The 13,556-nt window shown below is 53.7% G+C and carries 12 protein-coding genes and 2 pseudogenes; 2 read left to right on the top strand and 12 right to left on the bottom strand.

Translation table 11 applies throughout. The features are described 5' to 3' along the window. Nucleotides 1-166 precede the first annotated feature (166 nt). Together AC27FC_RS22550 and AC27FC_RS22545 are read right to left on the bottom strand one after the other, a co-directional pair. Complete coding sequence (locus AC27FC_RS22550; RefSeq protein WP_058841043.1) at nucleotides 167-415, bottom strand: hypothetical protein; 249 nt, start codon at nucleotides 413-415, stop codon at nucleotides 167-169. A 2-nt stretch (nucleotides 416-417) separates the two neighbouring features. Continuing rightward, nucleotides 418-1,041, bottom strand: a complete 624-nt coding sequence (locus AC27FC_RS22545; RefSeq protein WP_224435135.1) for a VENN motif pre-toxin domain-containing protein — start codon at nucleotides 1,039-1,041, stop codon at nucleotides 418-420. Between AC27FC_RS22545 and AC27FC_RS22540 the strand changes: the two genes are divergently transcribed. Continuing rightward, the gene (locus AC27FC_RS22540; RefSeq protein ID WP_039263302.1) at nucleotides 1,030-1,230 is read left to right on the top strand and encodes a hypothetical protein; all 201 of its coding nucleotides are present in this window, start codon (nucleotides 1,030-1,032) and stop codon (nucleotides 1,228-1,230) included. The two genes, AC27FC_RS22545 and AC27FC_RS22540, sit on opposite strands and share 12 nt — an antisense overlap. 32 nt (nucleotides 1,231-1,262) lie before the next feature. On the opposite strand, the gene AC27FC_RS22535 is transcribed toward AC27FC_RS22540, so the two are convergent. From AC27FC_RS22535 to AC27FC_RS22505, 7 genes are all read right to left on the bottom strand, one after another. Continuing rightward, entirely contained in the window at nucleotides 1,263-1,532 is a 270-nt protein-coding gene (locus tag AC27FC_RS22535; protein ID WP_290098969.1) for a contact-dependent growth inhibition system immunity protein, read from the bottom strand. Nucleotides 1,533-1,836: 304 nt separating this feature from the next. Then, nucleotides 1,837-2,088: a MafI family immunity protein gene (locus AC27FC_RS22530; protein WP_096150344.1), complete on the bottom strand. Its 252-nt coding sequence runs from the start codon at nucleotides 2,086-2,088 to the stop codon at nucleotides 1,837-1,839. Between the two features lie 485 nt (nucleotides 2,089-2,573). Next, nucleotides 2,574-2,840 (bottom strand): hypothetical protein, encoded by a 267-nt coding sequence (locus tag AC27FC_RS22525; protein ID WP_094935933.1) that lies wholly within the window; start codon nucleotides 2,838-2,840, stop codon nucleotides 2,574-2,576. Next, nucleotides 2,837-3,388: a VENN motif pre-toxin domain-containing protein gene (locus tag AC27FC_RS22520; protein ID WP_198922204.1), complete on the bottom strand. Its 552-nt coding sequence runs from the start codon at nucleotides 3,386-3,388 to the stop codon at nucleotides 2,837-2,839. The genes AC27FC_RS22525 and AC27FC_RS22520 overlap by 4 nt, the downstream gene beginning before the upstream one ends. A gap of 429 nt (nucleotides 3,389-3,817) precedes the next feature. Then, nucleotides 3,818-4,177, bottom strand: coding sequence for an immunity 8 family protein (locus AC27FC_RS22515; protein ID WP_094935375.1), 360 nt, complete (start codon nucleotides 4,175-4,177; stop codon nucleotides 3,818-3,820). 316 nt (nucleotides 4,178-4,493) lie between these two features. After that, the gene (locus tag AC27FC_RS22510; protein WP_233095365.1) at nucleotides 4,494-5,672 is read right to left on the bottom strand and encodes a VENN motif pre-toxin domain-containing protein; all 1,179 of its coding nucleotides are present in this window, start codon (nucleotides 5,670-5,672) and stop codon (nucleotides 4,494-4,496) included. Between the two features lie 269 nt (nucleotides 5,673-5,941). After that, nucleotides 5,942-6,109, bottom strand: a complete 168-nt coding sequence (locus AC27FC_RS22505; RefSeq protein ID WP_165356709.1) for a hypothetical protein — start codon at nucleotides 6,107-6,109, stop codon at nucleotides 5,942-5,944. A gap of 149 nt (nucleotides 6,110-6,258) precedes the next feature. Between AC27FC_RS22505 and AC27FC_RS22500 the strand changes: the two genes are divergently transcribed. Next, nucleotides 6,259-6,366 (top strand): SymE family type I addiction module toxin, encoded by a 108-nt coding sequence (locus tag AC27FC_RS22500; protein ID WP_176690134.1) that lies wholly within the window; start codon nucleotides 6,259-6,261, stop codon nucleotides 6,364-6,366. 40 nt (nucleotides 6,367-6,406) lie between these two features. Here AC27FC_RS22500 and AC27FC_RS22495 read toward each other — a convergent pair whose 3' ends face one another. The 3 genes and pseudogenes from AC27FC_RS22495 to AC27FC_RS22485 all read right to left on the bottom strand — a co-directional run. Further along, nucleotides 6,407-6,805, bottom strand: coding sequence for a hypothetical protein (locus tag AC27FC_RS22495; protein ID WP_126327813.1), 399 nt, complete (start codon nucleotides 6,803-6,805; stop codon nucleotides 6,407-6,409). A 10-nt stretch (nucleotides 6,806-6,815) separates the two neighbouring features. Continuing rightward, nucleotides 6,816-9,587 (bottom strand): annotated as a pseudogene (locus AC27FC_RS22490) (hemagglutinin repeat-containing protein); the annotation flags it as partial. 48 nt (nucleotides 9,588-9,635) lie between these two features. Then, a pseudogene (locus AC27FC_RS22485) lies at nucleotides 9,636-13,556 on the bottom strand (hemagglutinin repeat-containing protein); the annotation flags it as partial.

Here is a 13,556-nt window from a genome sequence, read left to right as displayed (position 1 = left end):
GCACCATCAGCAGCATAGTCTGCGGAGCCTATTGAAAAATCTCCGGTATCAGAAAGGGTATCGATGATAGCGTTAGTCGTTGCAGGTAATGGGCATTCACCCCCCTTGTCTCTTTTTCCTGACCGATAAAAGTAAGATCCCGGATTGGCGGCCGGGATCTCTAATATCATGATTCCAATAATCGCAACCAATCATTAAAATCATCGATACCATACAAGTAATCTCGATCTGAGGAAGGAAGATCGACAGCACCTAAGCTTTGAATCACTTTCCAGGCAACTTGATCAGTGATTCTAATATCATCCGCATCAATAATTGAAAAAGCCCATTGAGCAACGTAGGTTCTGTCTACCACACCCACTTTCAACTTATTAATTACGCTAGAAATTTCGTAACGCGTTGGAAGTTCGTTCATATTTATCTCCTTCCTTGATAATTCCCATCAGCATCAAAAATATGGTGGTTCTTATCATTAGTAACGGGTTTCGGAGCCACACTACGAATATTGCCAGCATGATCAAGTGTTTCATACCAAGTTCGGGTTTGACCTGTTTTTGGATCCCACTCTCTTACCAGTCGAGCTCCAGCCATTTCTCCAGTTGTTCTGGAAGGCGTCATATCACCATAAAAGCGATAATTTCCATTCTCCAGTTCCTTAACCCCAGCTTGCCCATATTTCTCAGCCTGTCGATAGTATTCTTTTAGCTTCGCTCCTTCCAGGGAACTAACTGCACGCCCCCCACCTTTTGCTATTCCACCGCCACCTTTCAGCAACTCTCCGTCTGCATCCTCAATTCCAATTTTCAGCATTGGATTAATATCGAAGATATTTGGTTTGTCCTTACTCAGCGAGTTATTCTCAACCTCCACCTTCGCCGTTTCCGACGCCGTCGCCGCCATGGAGACACTGCCATCCGTCACCGCAGCGCCCGCCAGACCACCCGCTATACTCACGAGGCTACTGACCAGCCGTTTCTCCTCTGCTGTCAGGTCACTGGATTTTTTATCTCCATACAGCGCGCTAACCAGATGGTCCGTCATCGCCGAGGCCGTAATGGCTCCAATGGCACCAGCCTTCAGGCCATCCGCAGTGCTCCCGCCACTCAGCTGCGTCAGCGCCGCCGCCACAATACCGTGCAGCGCGGCACGGGCTGTCAGGTCTTTCTGCTCCTTGACAAGGGTCGCCAGCTTCGCGCCCAGCGCCGCATTGCGGGTAAACTTAACGGCTGATTAAGCGATCCAGGCACAGTGGCCGGGATTCGTTATATGATTATTTGATTTATTCTTAATATATCTTTTCTTAACTTATTGTTAACGCTTGAATGTGCTAGCTGGTTTATGAGCTTCCTTATTTGGATAAAAGTACTTTTCTGATCTTTTAGATCTTCTCCTTTTATCGTTGATAAGGCAGCAATTAGTTCGCCATCGTAATATTCACCCGCCAACGGATTTTCAGTCAGAACTTCCAACACTTTCGGTATCAACTGATCAATACATAATTTTTGTCGAATAGCGCGACAAAGATCTTCCACTTTTAATCACCTTGATGGCTGGTAAACAATTCTCGGCTCTAGAACTGGGATCACTAGAAGAATTTACCTAAAGTAGAATCGCCTGTCTAATCGGAAATTAACGTCTAAATTCTTACAGGAAACGTAGATCCTGCTCAGTAAATTATCCATACTTTTGCATTTGACTTTTTAGCCCGTCTGTATCGCTGCATAAAGTTAGTTACATCCGCTTTCTTGCGGCACGAAATCTTTCCTTTGCGCATTTCTAACTCTTTTTAAAAATGCTCCTGACGTTGGTGTTGGGAGCATTTGTACGTTTTATCGGTTATTTTTCTGGATTTATATATGTATACCTACTATCAATTTCCAGACCAAGATCAGTAGCTATTTTAAGCACTTGCGTGTACTCATCTTTACTGATCACAACATCATGATCAGCAATATGATCACATAGCGTTTCGAATGCTAATACATTCTCTGAAAACCCAAGATAACCAAGGGCAAAGTCAACTAATGAAGGATCCAGACGACTTTTTAATCCTTCACCAAATTCTCTAATTTCGTCGTTAATATCCATTTCACCCACACTATTTTTTAATAGGTTTTAAAGTTGGAGGAGTCGGATTACTATCCGGAAACGCTGTTACAATTTTCCCACTAGCGGGCTCGTATAGCACACGAACTCTGACACCATCTCGTTCTTCCCAAGCAACCCACCTTGCCGGCCTTCCTGCGTTTGTATACGCCCCACCAGTTCCGGTCTGAGCAAACCATTGGGTATCGGGGGAGGTAGCAATGTCTTCTGCCTGGCCCGTACCGATGGCCGGTGCCAGGTTGCAGTTTTCACCGTTTCCTCTGCCATCCGCGCAGCCGGAAAGCGCCACCGTATAGCTGTTGCCGCTGGTCTGGCAACCGTTGTGGAGATTACTGAAACCCAGCTTGGTGCAGCGGGAGTGCTGAACGATATCGGCGATGTGGTGGTGATTAGGGGCCGGGACGGGTATTTTAGGTGAGCCTGACGGCTAAAAGAAGATCCCGGCCCTGTGGACGGGATCTATTATCTTAGTGAGTTTTTGGCAAATAAAATAACTTTTCAGCAATTATACGATCCAAATCACTATCTCCATTCAAACACATATGATCCGTAGCAACCCAATGTAAATATTGATAAATATCTTCGATTTCTTTTCCCGCGTATAACATCTCACAAATAGGTTGTACATATGCATCATATTCATCACTGGCCTCAATGAGATCATTGATACCTATAGGATCCCATTCTTGTAATAGAACAGATCTAACTTGCTCATATAAAAATCGATCATTCATTTCGTAGGTGCTCCCGGAATTACAGTTACAACATCGCCTGTATTAGTGTTAATTATTACCCGAAGATTGTTGGTTGCATCGTAGTATCCCGTAGTTCCAGGTTTTGTCGGATAAATGTTTCCTGTCTTTATTGTATTTTCTACTGCTGAAGGCGGGACGCCACGCCCCTGCATACGATCAACAGCATGAGCTGAATATGCTCGCTCACCAATTACCGCAGGTGAATTAGAACCTTTGGTATTCATGGGATTACCACTTCTACCTGTAGGATTGTAAGCACCTCTGGAGCCTCCACCTTCAATCAGCGGATTATCGCGGCAGTCCCAAGGACTTTCCGCGCACATCATGCTCTTCAGAGAGTTATTCTCAACCTCCACCTTCGCCGTTTCCGACGCCGTCGCCGCCATGGAGAAACTGCCATCCGTCACCGCAGCGCCCGCCAGCCCACCCGCGATACTCACGAGGCTACTGACCAGCCGTTTCTCCTCTGCCGTCAGGTCACTGGATTTTTTATCTCCATACAGCGCACTGACCAGATGGTCGGTCATCGCCGAGGCCGTGATGGCCCCTATAGCACCGGCCTTCAGGCCATCCGTACTGCTCCCGCCACTCAGCTGCGTCAGCGCCGCCGCCACAATACCGTGCAGCGCGGCACGGGCTGTCGGGTCTTTCTGCTCCTTGACCAGGGTCGCCAGCAGAGGGGCCGCCCCCGCTGCCGCGCCTGCCTTCAGGTTACCGCCAAGCGCGCCTGCCAGTAATCCCGCCGCTGCGCTGCCCTTCGTCCAGAAGGCACTCCCCGGGCCGTACTCGGTATTCTGATATCCGGGCTGCGTCTTCAGGAACGCTTCCTGCTCCTGCGGCGTATCGCCCTGCAGTTTTCCTTCTGACGCCAGCTTCGCGCCCAGTGCCGTATTGTGGGTAAACTTAACGGCTAATTAAACGATCCCGGCAAAGTGGCCGGGATCTGGCTTGCTATGTCAGGGGTGATAATCTTCATATTCCCAAAAGCTCAACCGACTTAATTTTATGGCAGCTTTTGACCAATCACTATCATTGCAGGCAACGATCTGTTCTTCTAAATAAGAAAGGATCTCATCATAATCATATTCTTCTACGATAATCATACCCTTACCAGACAAAGTTTTATTTGATGCTAGCTCGTTTTGAAGCCAAGTTGGCGTGCATACCAACATATCAAAAGCTTCAGCACCATCTTCATCATTCGGTCCAATCATTGCTCTTACCCAACAACCGAAATTGACAGGATCAGTTGGCCAATAGTTTATCAAACTGTCTTCAAGTTCTAGCGATCTCAGTCCTTTCAATTCAATATTCATTTAGTTATATCCAAATGCCCATTGCTAATAGGTCTTCCTGTTGGTGTCAGTTTTTGTTCAAAATTGGCCTGAACTCCCGTCGTGGCATGAGGGCTATTTGGTTTAGATGAAGGTGGTCGATAAACTCTCAATCCGTCAGAGCTTACCCATGCCGTGCCATCACTAGACACTCGATACCCCGGCCCTACCCATGCTTCACCCAATGCATTAGCATCTTTGGCAGTCGCCTGACCTAAACCAAAATTACCTTTATTCCCTTTTGCTGCATCTCTCAATATACCTATTTGCTCTTCAACAGGTAGGGAAGATATGTTACTTACATCGGATTTATTTGGTTGAGACTCGGCGCTCCGAGCATTCTCCTCATCCTGCGGTCCCCAGCCTCCCGGCGTGCCTGATCCCGCCCCCCCAGTTCTGCCTTCTCTTCATCCGTCCAATTTGCGCCAGTATTTGGCTGTTCTTTATCATTAGTCAGCGCTTCACCGATTGCTACACCTGCACCAGTGGCGGCAGCAGTCCCGCCTCCTGGCACAAACCCACCACCTTCCAGCAATGGATTTCTGCATGCCCACGGCTCCTGTGCGCACATTGCGCTGTTCAGCGAGTTATTCTCAACCTCCACCTTCGCCGTTTCCGAAGCCGTCGCCGCCATGGAGACGCTGCCATCCGTCACCGCAGCGCCTGCCAGCCCACCCGCGATACTCACGAGGCTACTGACCAGCCGTTTCTCCTCTGCCGTCAGGTCACTGGATTTTTTATCTCCATACAGCGCACTGACCAGATGGTCGGTCATCGCCGAGGCCGTGATGGCCCCTATAGCACCGGCCTTCAGGCCATCCGTACTGCTCCCGCCACTCAGCTGCGTCAGCGCCGCCGCCACAATACCGTGCAGCGCGGCACGGGCTGTCGGGTCTTTCTGCTCCTTGACCAGGGTCGCCAGCAGAGGGGCCGCCCCTGCTGCCGCGCCTGCCTTCAGGTTACCGCCAAGCGCACCTGCCAGTAATCCTGCCGCTGCGCTGCCCTTCGTCCAGAAGGCACTCCCCGGACCGTATTCGGTATTCTGATATCCGGGCTGCGTCTTCAGGAACGCTTCCTGCTCCTGCGGCGTATCGCCCTGCAGTTTTCCTTCTGACGCCAGCTTCGCGCCCAGCGCCGCATTGGATTCACGCGCTTTCTGCTCCGCATACTTGCCGTAAGCATCCAGCGCAGAGGTAGCCAGCGCCGCGCCTTCGCTCTGGACCGCCAGGTTATCCCTGACCTTCTGCACATCACCGTTCACGTCCACGCCGTGGTGGGCGTCAGCCGTATCACGGCTCAGGTCAGCAATATCCTGTTTCTGTCCCGCCGGGTTGCGAATGACAATGCTACCGCCACTCACCGCTGATGAGGTCGTGCCGGTGTGGCTCTCTTCTGCCTGGCCCGTACCGATGGCCGGTGCCAGGTTGCGGTTTTCACCGTTGCCGCTGCCGCCCGCGCTGCCGGAAAGCGCCACCATGTAGCCGTTGCCGCTGGTCTGGCTCTCGTTGTGGAGATTACTGAAACCCAGCGTGGTGCAGCTCGAGGGGCTGAGCGTCGCCAGTATTAATAGGCCAAAGATGTTACGGTAGCTGGAAGGGTTTCCGGGAGTGCTGAACGATACCGGCGATGTGCTGGTGATGAAGCACCGGGACGGGCATTTTAGGTGAGCCTGACGGCTAAAAGAAGATCCCGGTGCGATGGCCGGGATTCTTTTTAAGCGATCATATTGTCTAAAATACAGCCTATTTAACTAAGTAATGTACAGACCTCTTCTTTCGAAGCCCCTATTCTGGTTTCAAACTCAGGAACAGAGATACCATTACAAATCTCATTCAAAGCTGAATTCAGGATTAATAACTCATTCTCACCAAGAGTTAATTGAGCTTGTTTCCCTGCAATAGATATTACATCCATTCATCACCTCAAATTATCAAAGTATGTCCTACCGTTTACCGGTCTAAAAGACGTTCTGCCATCAGATGCTTTCTGATAACGAATTACAACAGTACCTGTAGACTGTTCCCAATAAGCCGAACGACCACGTACTATTCCCGCATCCCAGCCTGCGCCTTAATGATAACTGGCTGGTAGAGGCGGGATTCAGCACCGACATGCCGGTCACGGTCAGCGTGGAGCAAGGACGGCTGGTGATCAAACCGACCAAGGGCTGACAGGTAAAAAGATCCCGGCTCGAAAGGCGGGATCTTTTTGCTATTGAGAATAAAAAACCTTTAGCTCTTCCGGATCACGTTCAAGTATCCCAACGTAATGTGAGTACGACCTTATCAGCTCAAGATATCCACAGATTGAATGAATCCCAAAAGCCTCAGATAAATCGGCATACCCTTCACTTCTTTCAGTAAGGACACATCCCCACCCGAGAGGAATTTCATCTTCTACAACATCAAATAGGTTTGATGGAACCCACATCGGACCACCTGATGGAGGGCAAACTAAAAAATCTATTCTGGATGCGAAGAACATCAACCCATAAACCTTATATTGCTGGTCTGGTTGCAAAGGTGAGAAGTCAGTTTCATCCGTTTCCCCCATAATTCTTACATTTTCAGGTAATGCTTTTCCTGAAATTGAGCGACATAGAACTAACATTTATAAGGTCCTATTTAAATTTGAAGTCATCAACCTGTCCTGTTTTTGTATTACGAACATAATGAACTTCAACTCCATTGACGTTTTGAGCCATTTTTACCCAACCATCAGCTCTTGGCCATCTTGGGTCCGTCATAATTACAGGCAATTGATGACCTGCAGCAGGATTAGACATAGCCTGCTCCATAGACAATTTCTCCCCTAAAGAGTTTGGTGTGGTCCTTCCGGTTGAACCTCGACCCAGTGGGATAATATCTTTACCGACCCCACCACCATTTTTAATAGGAACTGCCCCAATGCCAAGACCAGCAGTTCCAGGAAGCGGCTTGCCATCTTCGTCAAACAACACCCCGGGCCTGGCAATGTTATGAACTTTTGGCAACCGGTCGCCGTGCTCTTTTTCAAGCTCTTCCTCGTCATGGCCAGGACTCAGCGAGTTATTCTCAACCTCCACCTTCGCCGTTTCAGACGCCATCGCCGCCATGGAGACACTGCCATCCGTCACCGCAGCGCCTGCCAGCCCACCCGCGATACTCACGAGGCTACTGACCAGCCGTTTCTCCTCTGCCGTCAGGTCACTGGATTTTTTATCTCCATACAGCGCACTGACCAGATGGTCGGTCATCGCCGAGGCCGTGATGGCCCCTATAGCACCGGCCTTCAGGCCATCCGCAGTGCTCCCGCCACTCAGCTGCGTCAGCGCCGCAGCCACAATACCGTGCAGCGCGGCACGGGCTGTCGGGTCTTTCTGCTCCTTGACCAGGGTCGCCAGCAGAGGGGCTGCACCCGCTGCTGCGCCTGCCTTCAGGTTACCGCCAAGCGCACCTGCCAGTAATCCCGCCGCTGCGCTGCCCTTCGTCCAGAAGGCACTCCCCGGACCGTACTCGGTATTCTGATATCCGGGCTGCGTCTTCAGGAACGCTTCCTGCTCCTGAGGCGTATCGCCCTGCAGTTTTCCTTCTGACGCCAGCTTCGCGCCCAGCGCCGCATTGGATTCACGCGCTTTCTGCTCCGCATACTTGCCGTAAGCATCCAGCGCAGAAGTGGCCAGCGCCGCGCCTTCGCTCTGGACCGCCAGGTTATCCCTGACCTTCTGCACATCACCGTTCACGTCCACGCCGTGGTGGGCGTCAGCCGTATCACGGCTCAGGTCAGCAATATCCTGTTTCTGTCCCGCCGGGTTGCGAATGACAATGCTACCGCCACTCACCGCTGATGAGGTCGTGCCGGTGTGGCTCTCTTCTGCCAGGCCCGTACCGATGGCCGGTGCCAGGTTGCGGTTTTCACCGTTTCCGCTGCCACCCGCGCTGCCGGAAAGCGCCACCGTGTAGCCGTTGCCGCTGGTCTGGCTCTCGTTGTGGAGATTACTGAAACCCAGCGTACCCGTGTCGAGGCTATTTTTATCTGCAGACGCCGTGGATGCAATCACCGCGCCGTCAAGCTGGGTATGATTTCCGGTGGTGACAGCAAAGCCGCCCTTGCCTGCGAATATCCCGCTCTGTTCAGCGACGCTCTTACCATTCTGGGTGATATTCTCACCCGATGCACTGACGCTACCGGAAGACGCACCATAACACAGCGGCGGTATGCACAGGCTGAGGGACGCGCCTGACGAAGACTGCTTGCTGTTATAACTGGCCGTATCCTGCACGCTGCTGATGGTGAGATCGCGCCCGGTGTTGACCACCACACGGTTACCCTCCAGCTCCGCACCTTTCAGGGTGGTGTCGCGTCCGCTGCTCACCGTAAGCTGTTCATCAGCATGGACAACGCTGTTCGTATTGCGCTGCGACTGGCTGTTTTCCTTACCCTTATGCTGTGACGCTCCCAGCTCCACCGAGATGCCGTTTTGCGCACCAATCAGGCTCACACCGACACCGACGCTGAACTGGCTGCCGCTGTTTTTACTCTCAGAGTGGGTTGTGTTCTGGGAGGCAGACAGCAGAATATCCCGCCCCGCATCCAGCGCCACGTGTTTACCCGCGATCTGTACCCCCATACCGGCAATGTCATTTCCGGCACGAACAGAGACATTCTCGCCGGCATTAATGGTGGTGCCCTGCGTGTCGGTACTGTGGTAACGACTATCCTGAGATGACGTCCCCGCCGTTAAAGACACTTTAGCCTTGATGAGCGACGAGTCCGACATAGCGCCCTGCGCCGCGGTTGCCGCCGACTGGCCTGTTCTGATGGCGGTCAGCCGTGGATCATCGCCGTTTTCTGCGCTGCGGGCCGCCGTCTCTGCGGCTTTAGCAGCCTCAACAGCCCAGCCGCCAGCAGATGCCGTCACACCATACTGGGCGCTGCTGCTGTGGTTTTCACCGTCACGGGTATCCCGGCTCACCCCCATGAGGACATTTTCGCCACTGAGTGAGACCGATTTACCGGCACGGATATCCGTACCTGACAGGGAGAGATCGTTACCGGCCTGCGCGACAACGTTACCGTTTTTGCTGCTTAGCTGGCTGCGCAATCCGTTTTCGAGGCTGCTATCTTCCCGACTGCTGTTTTTTTCATGACGGTAGCCTGCCGTGGCGCTATAACCATCGCCGTCCAGCGTTCCCAGCAATTTTCTGCTGCCGCTGCTCTCACTGCGCGATGTATCGCGTCCGGCAGAAACGGATATATCCCCATGTGTGGCTGACAGCAGAAGATCGTCCGTGGCGGTCATCAGGCTGCCGTTGATATTCACGCTGCCGTCACGACTGTTAACGTAAATATCTGAGCCCTGAATGACCGACGCGTTTTGTGTGGTTCGGGTGCCGCTACTGTTGCTCTCCGCCTTGCTCATCCCGCCCGGCAGGAGCTGATTGCCGTGGGAACCCCCACCCGAGATGGCGCGAACAGCACTTCCGGCACTCAGGTCGCTCGAAAGATTCCAGCCGCTATTTTTAGTGCTGCTGCCGTATTTCTCGCTGTCTGTGGAGGTGGTGATATCAACGTCGCGTTTCGCATCGAGGATCACCGTTTCACCGGCCTTAGCCTGGCTCCCGGCAATCAGGATATTGCCGCTGTTGCTGCCTCCCTGTTTACCGGTGGCAGTCATCTGGATATTGCCTGCGGCGGCAAGATGGCTGCCGCTGTTAAACTCGCCCTCGTAGTGCGACTCAGAGGAAGAGCGGGTGCTTCCTGCGGAAATAGCCATCATCTGGCCTGGTCCGTCAAGCGCGAGCGCACCGCCTTCCGCCCCCAGCCCCTTCACTTTATCGACGGTGCTGTTGCCACTGTTGCCCTTACCACGAACGATATCGCGCACGTTACGCACAGTATCTTCAAATGGCGCTTTCACACTGACCGTAACGCCAGACGATTTGGACTCCTGCTTCATGGACTCAGTGGTCGTATCCCGTCCAGGAAGGATGGCGATGCTGTCGCCAGTGATATCGATATGGCCGGTTTTGCGGGAGGAATCATCCTTCGCTCTTCCGGCAACCACATCTGCCGCACTCAACTGGACGTCATTTCCGGCGCTGATGATGACATTACCGCCAGCAGTGCCCACCGTGCTGCGGGCATCGCTCTGCGTTGTATTTGCCCCCTGTCGGGTGCTTTTTGAAGACTGCGACCCGATGGTGATACCCAATCCCGACCCGCTGGAGAAAACGCCGGATTTCTTCGTCTTCTTCATGTCGTAGTGCGTGTCGGTGTTGGTTGCTGCCTCCACGGTCAGATCATTTCCAGCCTTCAGGGCCACATCGCGCTCAGCGGCAACTGATGAGCCCTGCACCGTCAGGTTGTTACCAGCCCGGAGAGCAACGTTGTCGCCGGAAAGCTGCGTACCTTTCTCACGCGTATGCGTCTCTTCGTGGATGGTGTGAGTGGTTTTCTTGCTGAGGAACCCACCGGACGTCTTTTTCTCCTCCCGGTACGCATAGTCACTTTCCGTCGCAGTGGAAAGGGTGATATCCCGCCCGGCGGCCACGGCTGTATTGCCTGCGGCATAGACATCTGCAGCCTGTGCCGTTACATCCCGTCCGGCGATAACAGTCACATTCCCGCCCGCAGTGATGTCGGTTCCCGACTGGCGAACCGACTCGTTAATCACTTTTTTACGGCCTGATTTATAGCTGTCGCCCTGCGTGGTCTCTGCAGCAGCCAGATTCACGTCGCGACCCGCCTGCAGCCCGACGCTTTTCTCCGCTGCCAGCGCGGCGGCCTGGGCGTTGATATCCTGCCCGGCCTTCAGGACCAGGTTATCGCCTGCGGAAATCGTGGTGCGGTCGAGCCCGGTGCTGTGGGACTCGCTTTTCCCTTTCCGGCTGCTTTCGCTTGTCTGTGCCGCGTTCAGGTTCAGATCGTTGCCCGCGCTCAGCCCCGCGCTGCCGCCCGCCTTCAGGTCGCTGGCGGTCACGTCAAGGTTATGCCCGGCATTCACCAGCAGGTTGCCGCCCGCACTGACGTTACTTCCCTGATACGTGACGGAGGAACGGCTGGTTTTCTCCCGGCTGGAGCTGAATGCGTCGTTGATCTGATTCGCGTTGACGGCAATATCGCCCCACGCGTTCAGCAGCATATCGCCGCCGGAGGCCAGGTTCGCCCCGGTAACGGTGATGTTTTTACCCGCCTCAAGCGACAGGCCATCCTGCGCGGTAATGGACGCCGTGTTCCCCAGCAGGGTGTCCTTCAGGCCGATGTTGCCGTACTTCCCGCCGGCGTTGATATCAATCTGCTCAACCTGCGTCAGGTTGTTGATGCTGCCGTCCAGGCTCTCCAGCGCGACCGTTTTGCCGCTGATGGTGGAGCTGATGTTATTGATATCGCCGATGGCGCTCAGGTTCAGGTCGCCGCCCGCTTTCATCAGGCCGTTGCTGAGGTTGCTGATGCTGTTCTGGCTGTCGAGCGTCAGGCTGTTTTTCGCCAGCAGCGAGCTGCCGCCGTTGGTGATGCTGCCGCCCTTCAGGGTGACGTTGTTGCCCGCGATCACGCTGCCGTTGTTGACGGTGACGTCCTTCGGCGACAGGTAGAGTTTCGGCACCATCACCGTTTCGCCGTTGACGGTGGCTTTCTCCCACCACAGCAGGCTGTGGTCGAGCGCGGCAATCTGATCGGCGGTCAGCGAGACGCCAAACTGCAGGCCCAGCGACTGCTGCGCCGCCGCGGCGTTGTCCATCAGATAGCGCATCTGATCCAGATCGGAGCCGATGCCGTTCAGGTAGCGGTTACCGGTCTGGTTGAGTACCACGTTGGAAACGTAGCGGGTATCGAACGCCGCATCGCCGAGGAAGCGGTAATCGTAGTCCGGGTTCAGGTTGAGGCGGCCGAGCATATAGGACGAGCCGAGGAACTGCTTCTCGTCGGTAAACGCCAGCCGCGTCTCCTGCGGCGCCGTGGACGACGGTTTGATCCCGAGCATCGCGTTCAGATCGGCAAACAGGGCGGGATCAAGCTGTCCGAGACCGTTCAGTTTCGGGTTGATGCCGATCAGGTACGGGCTTTTCGGGTTGTCGGAGAAGACAAAATAGCCGTTGTTGCCCGACGGCAGCGGGTAAGCGCTGGTGTCGACGCGCTGGCCCTGATAGTGCCCGACGGCGCCGCCCTGCGCGGTGCGGAGATCGGCGGTGGTGACCCCTGCGTTCGCCAGCGTGCCCAGCTGGCCGAGGTTCGCGTTGCCTTTCTGCGTGGTGGCAACGTTGCTGAGAGGCGTGCCGGACGCGCCGCCGTTTTCCAGCGCGCCGCCGCCGTTAAGCTGCTGCAGCGCCCCCTGAAGCCGATCGTTCCACTGCGGCGAGTTCACCGCCACGGTTCCGGTAGCGTTCAGGCCCTGTTTTTGCACACCGCTGCCGATGGTCTGGTTGCTGAGGGTGTTCAGCGACGGGGTGGAGATAACGTTGCTGACGCCGCCTGCGTTGGCGGTGGTATTAGTGTTGCTGATGTTGCTGGTGAAGTTTGCGGTGACGTTGCCGCCCGCCTGGATGACGGCGCGGTATAACGAACCCGGTTCAAAAGATGAATCATGTCCAGTTAAAGCGAAGATTACCGAATCATTATTGAAGGTAATATTTTTTGCTGAAGACAGCTCATTCGTAGCGTACTTAGGCTTAACGTTTTGATATTTAGATGAATATTCATAAACCAAATACTCGTTCTGAATACCCTCTTGCCAACTTTGATTATTAAGCGTCCCACCAGCAAGAATGATGTTTCCTTCTGCAAGAATATTGCTAGCCTGGTTATCCAGAGACGTTGCGTATAGAGCTAAATTTTTTCCTGAATTGATACGACCAGCAGGGTTATTGCCTCCGGTAACCGTTGTAACAGTATTTGACGTTACAAATTTTTGCGTCGAAGCATCCTTAAACGGTGCATAGTAATAAAACATCGCCTCATGATAATTACACCCACCGTTTTGCCCCCCAGCGCAAGTGCCCGTTTGCCATCTTTGTAACTGGGAGTAATAACCATAACTCCCTTCAGCTAAGGCTGTGACAGGGACATTTATAACCGATTCACCTGTCATCCAGCTTTCTGTTGGCATTGAGGTATGCACAGTTGTTGCTTTCAGACCATCCCTTTGGTTCAGCAAATGCCCCGTTCTGATCCCAATATCGCCACCCTGCGTCTCAATATTCCCCGACGTGTTCACCACCTGGCTGTTCGCATTCCCCGCCGCATCCCGCTGCATCCACAGGTTGTTCCCCGCCATGATGTCGCCGCGCCGGTTGGTGATGCTGTCAGCAAACAGCGCCAGGTTATTCGCCGCGTACAGCAGCGCGGTGTTGACGATGGCGCCCGGCGCGCTCAGGGTCAGCGA

This window comes from Enterobacter sp. C3_dUdeg (assembly GCF_057536195.1).
The sequence above is the reverse complement of the archived record's forward strand: the minus strand, read 5'-3'. Positions and strand labels throughout refer to the sequence as shown.

Bases quoted from the DNA above. Each gene is read 5' to 3' on its own strand.
- AC27FC_RS22540 (WP_039263302.1), top strand. From the start codon at position 1,030: ATGGTCCGTCATCGCCGAGGCCGTAATGGCTCCAATGGCACCAGCCTT.
- AC27FC_RS22520 (WP_198922204.1), bottom strand. From the start codon at position 3,388: ATGACCGACCATCTGGTCAGTGCGCTGTATGGAGATAAAAAATCCAGT.
- AC27FC_RS22495 (WP_126327813.1), bottom strand. From the start codon at position 6,805: ATGTTAGTTCTATGTCGCTCAATTTCAGGAAAAGCATTACCTGAAAAT.
- AC27FC_RS22545 (WP_224435135.1), bottom strand. From the start codon at position 1,041: ATGACGGACCATCTGGTTAGCGCGCTGTATGGAGATAAAAAATCCAGT.
- AC27FC_RS22515 (WP_094935375.1), bottom strand. From the start codon at position 4,177: ATGAATATTGAATTGAAAGGACTGAGATCGCTAGAACTTGAAGACAGT.
- AC27FC_RS22510 (WP_233095365.1), bottom strand. From the start codon at position 5,672: ATGGTGGCGCTTTCCGGCAGCGCGGGCGGCAGCGGCAACGGTGAAAAC.
- AC27FC_RS22530 (WP_096150344.1), bottom strand. From the start codon at position 2,088: ATGGATATTAACGACGAAATTAGAGAATTTGGTGAAGGATTAAAAAGT.
- AC27FC_RS22550 (WP_058841043.1), bottom strand. From the start codon at position 415: ATGAACGAACTTCCAACGCGTTACGAAATTTCTAGCGTAATTAATAAG.
- AC27FC_RS22525 (WP_094935933.1), bottom strand. From the start codon at position 2,840: ATGAATGATCGATTTTTATATGAGCAAGTTAGATCTGTTCTATTACAA.
- AC27FC_RS22505 (WP_165356709.1), bottom strand. From the start codon at position 6,109: ATGGATGTAATATCTATTGCAGGGAAACAAGCTCAATTAACTCTTGGT.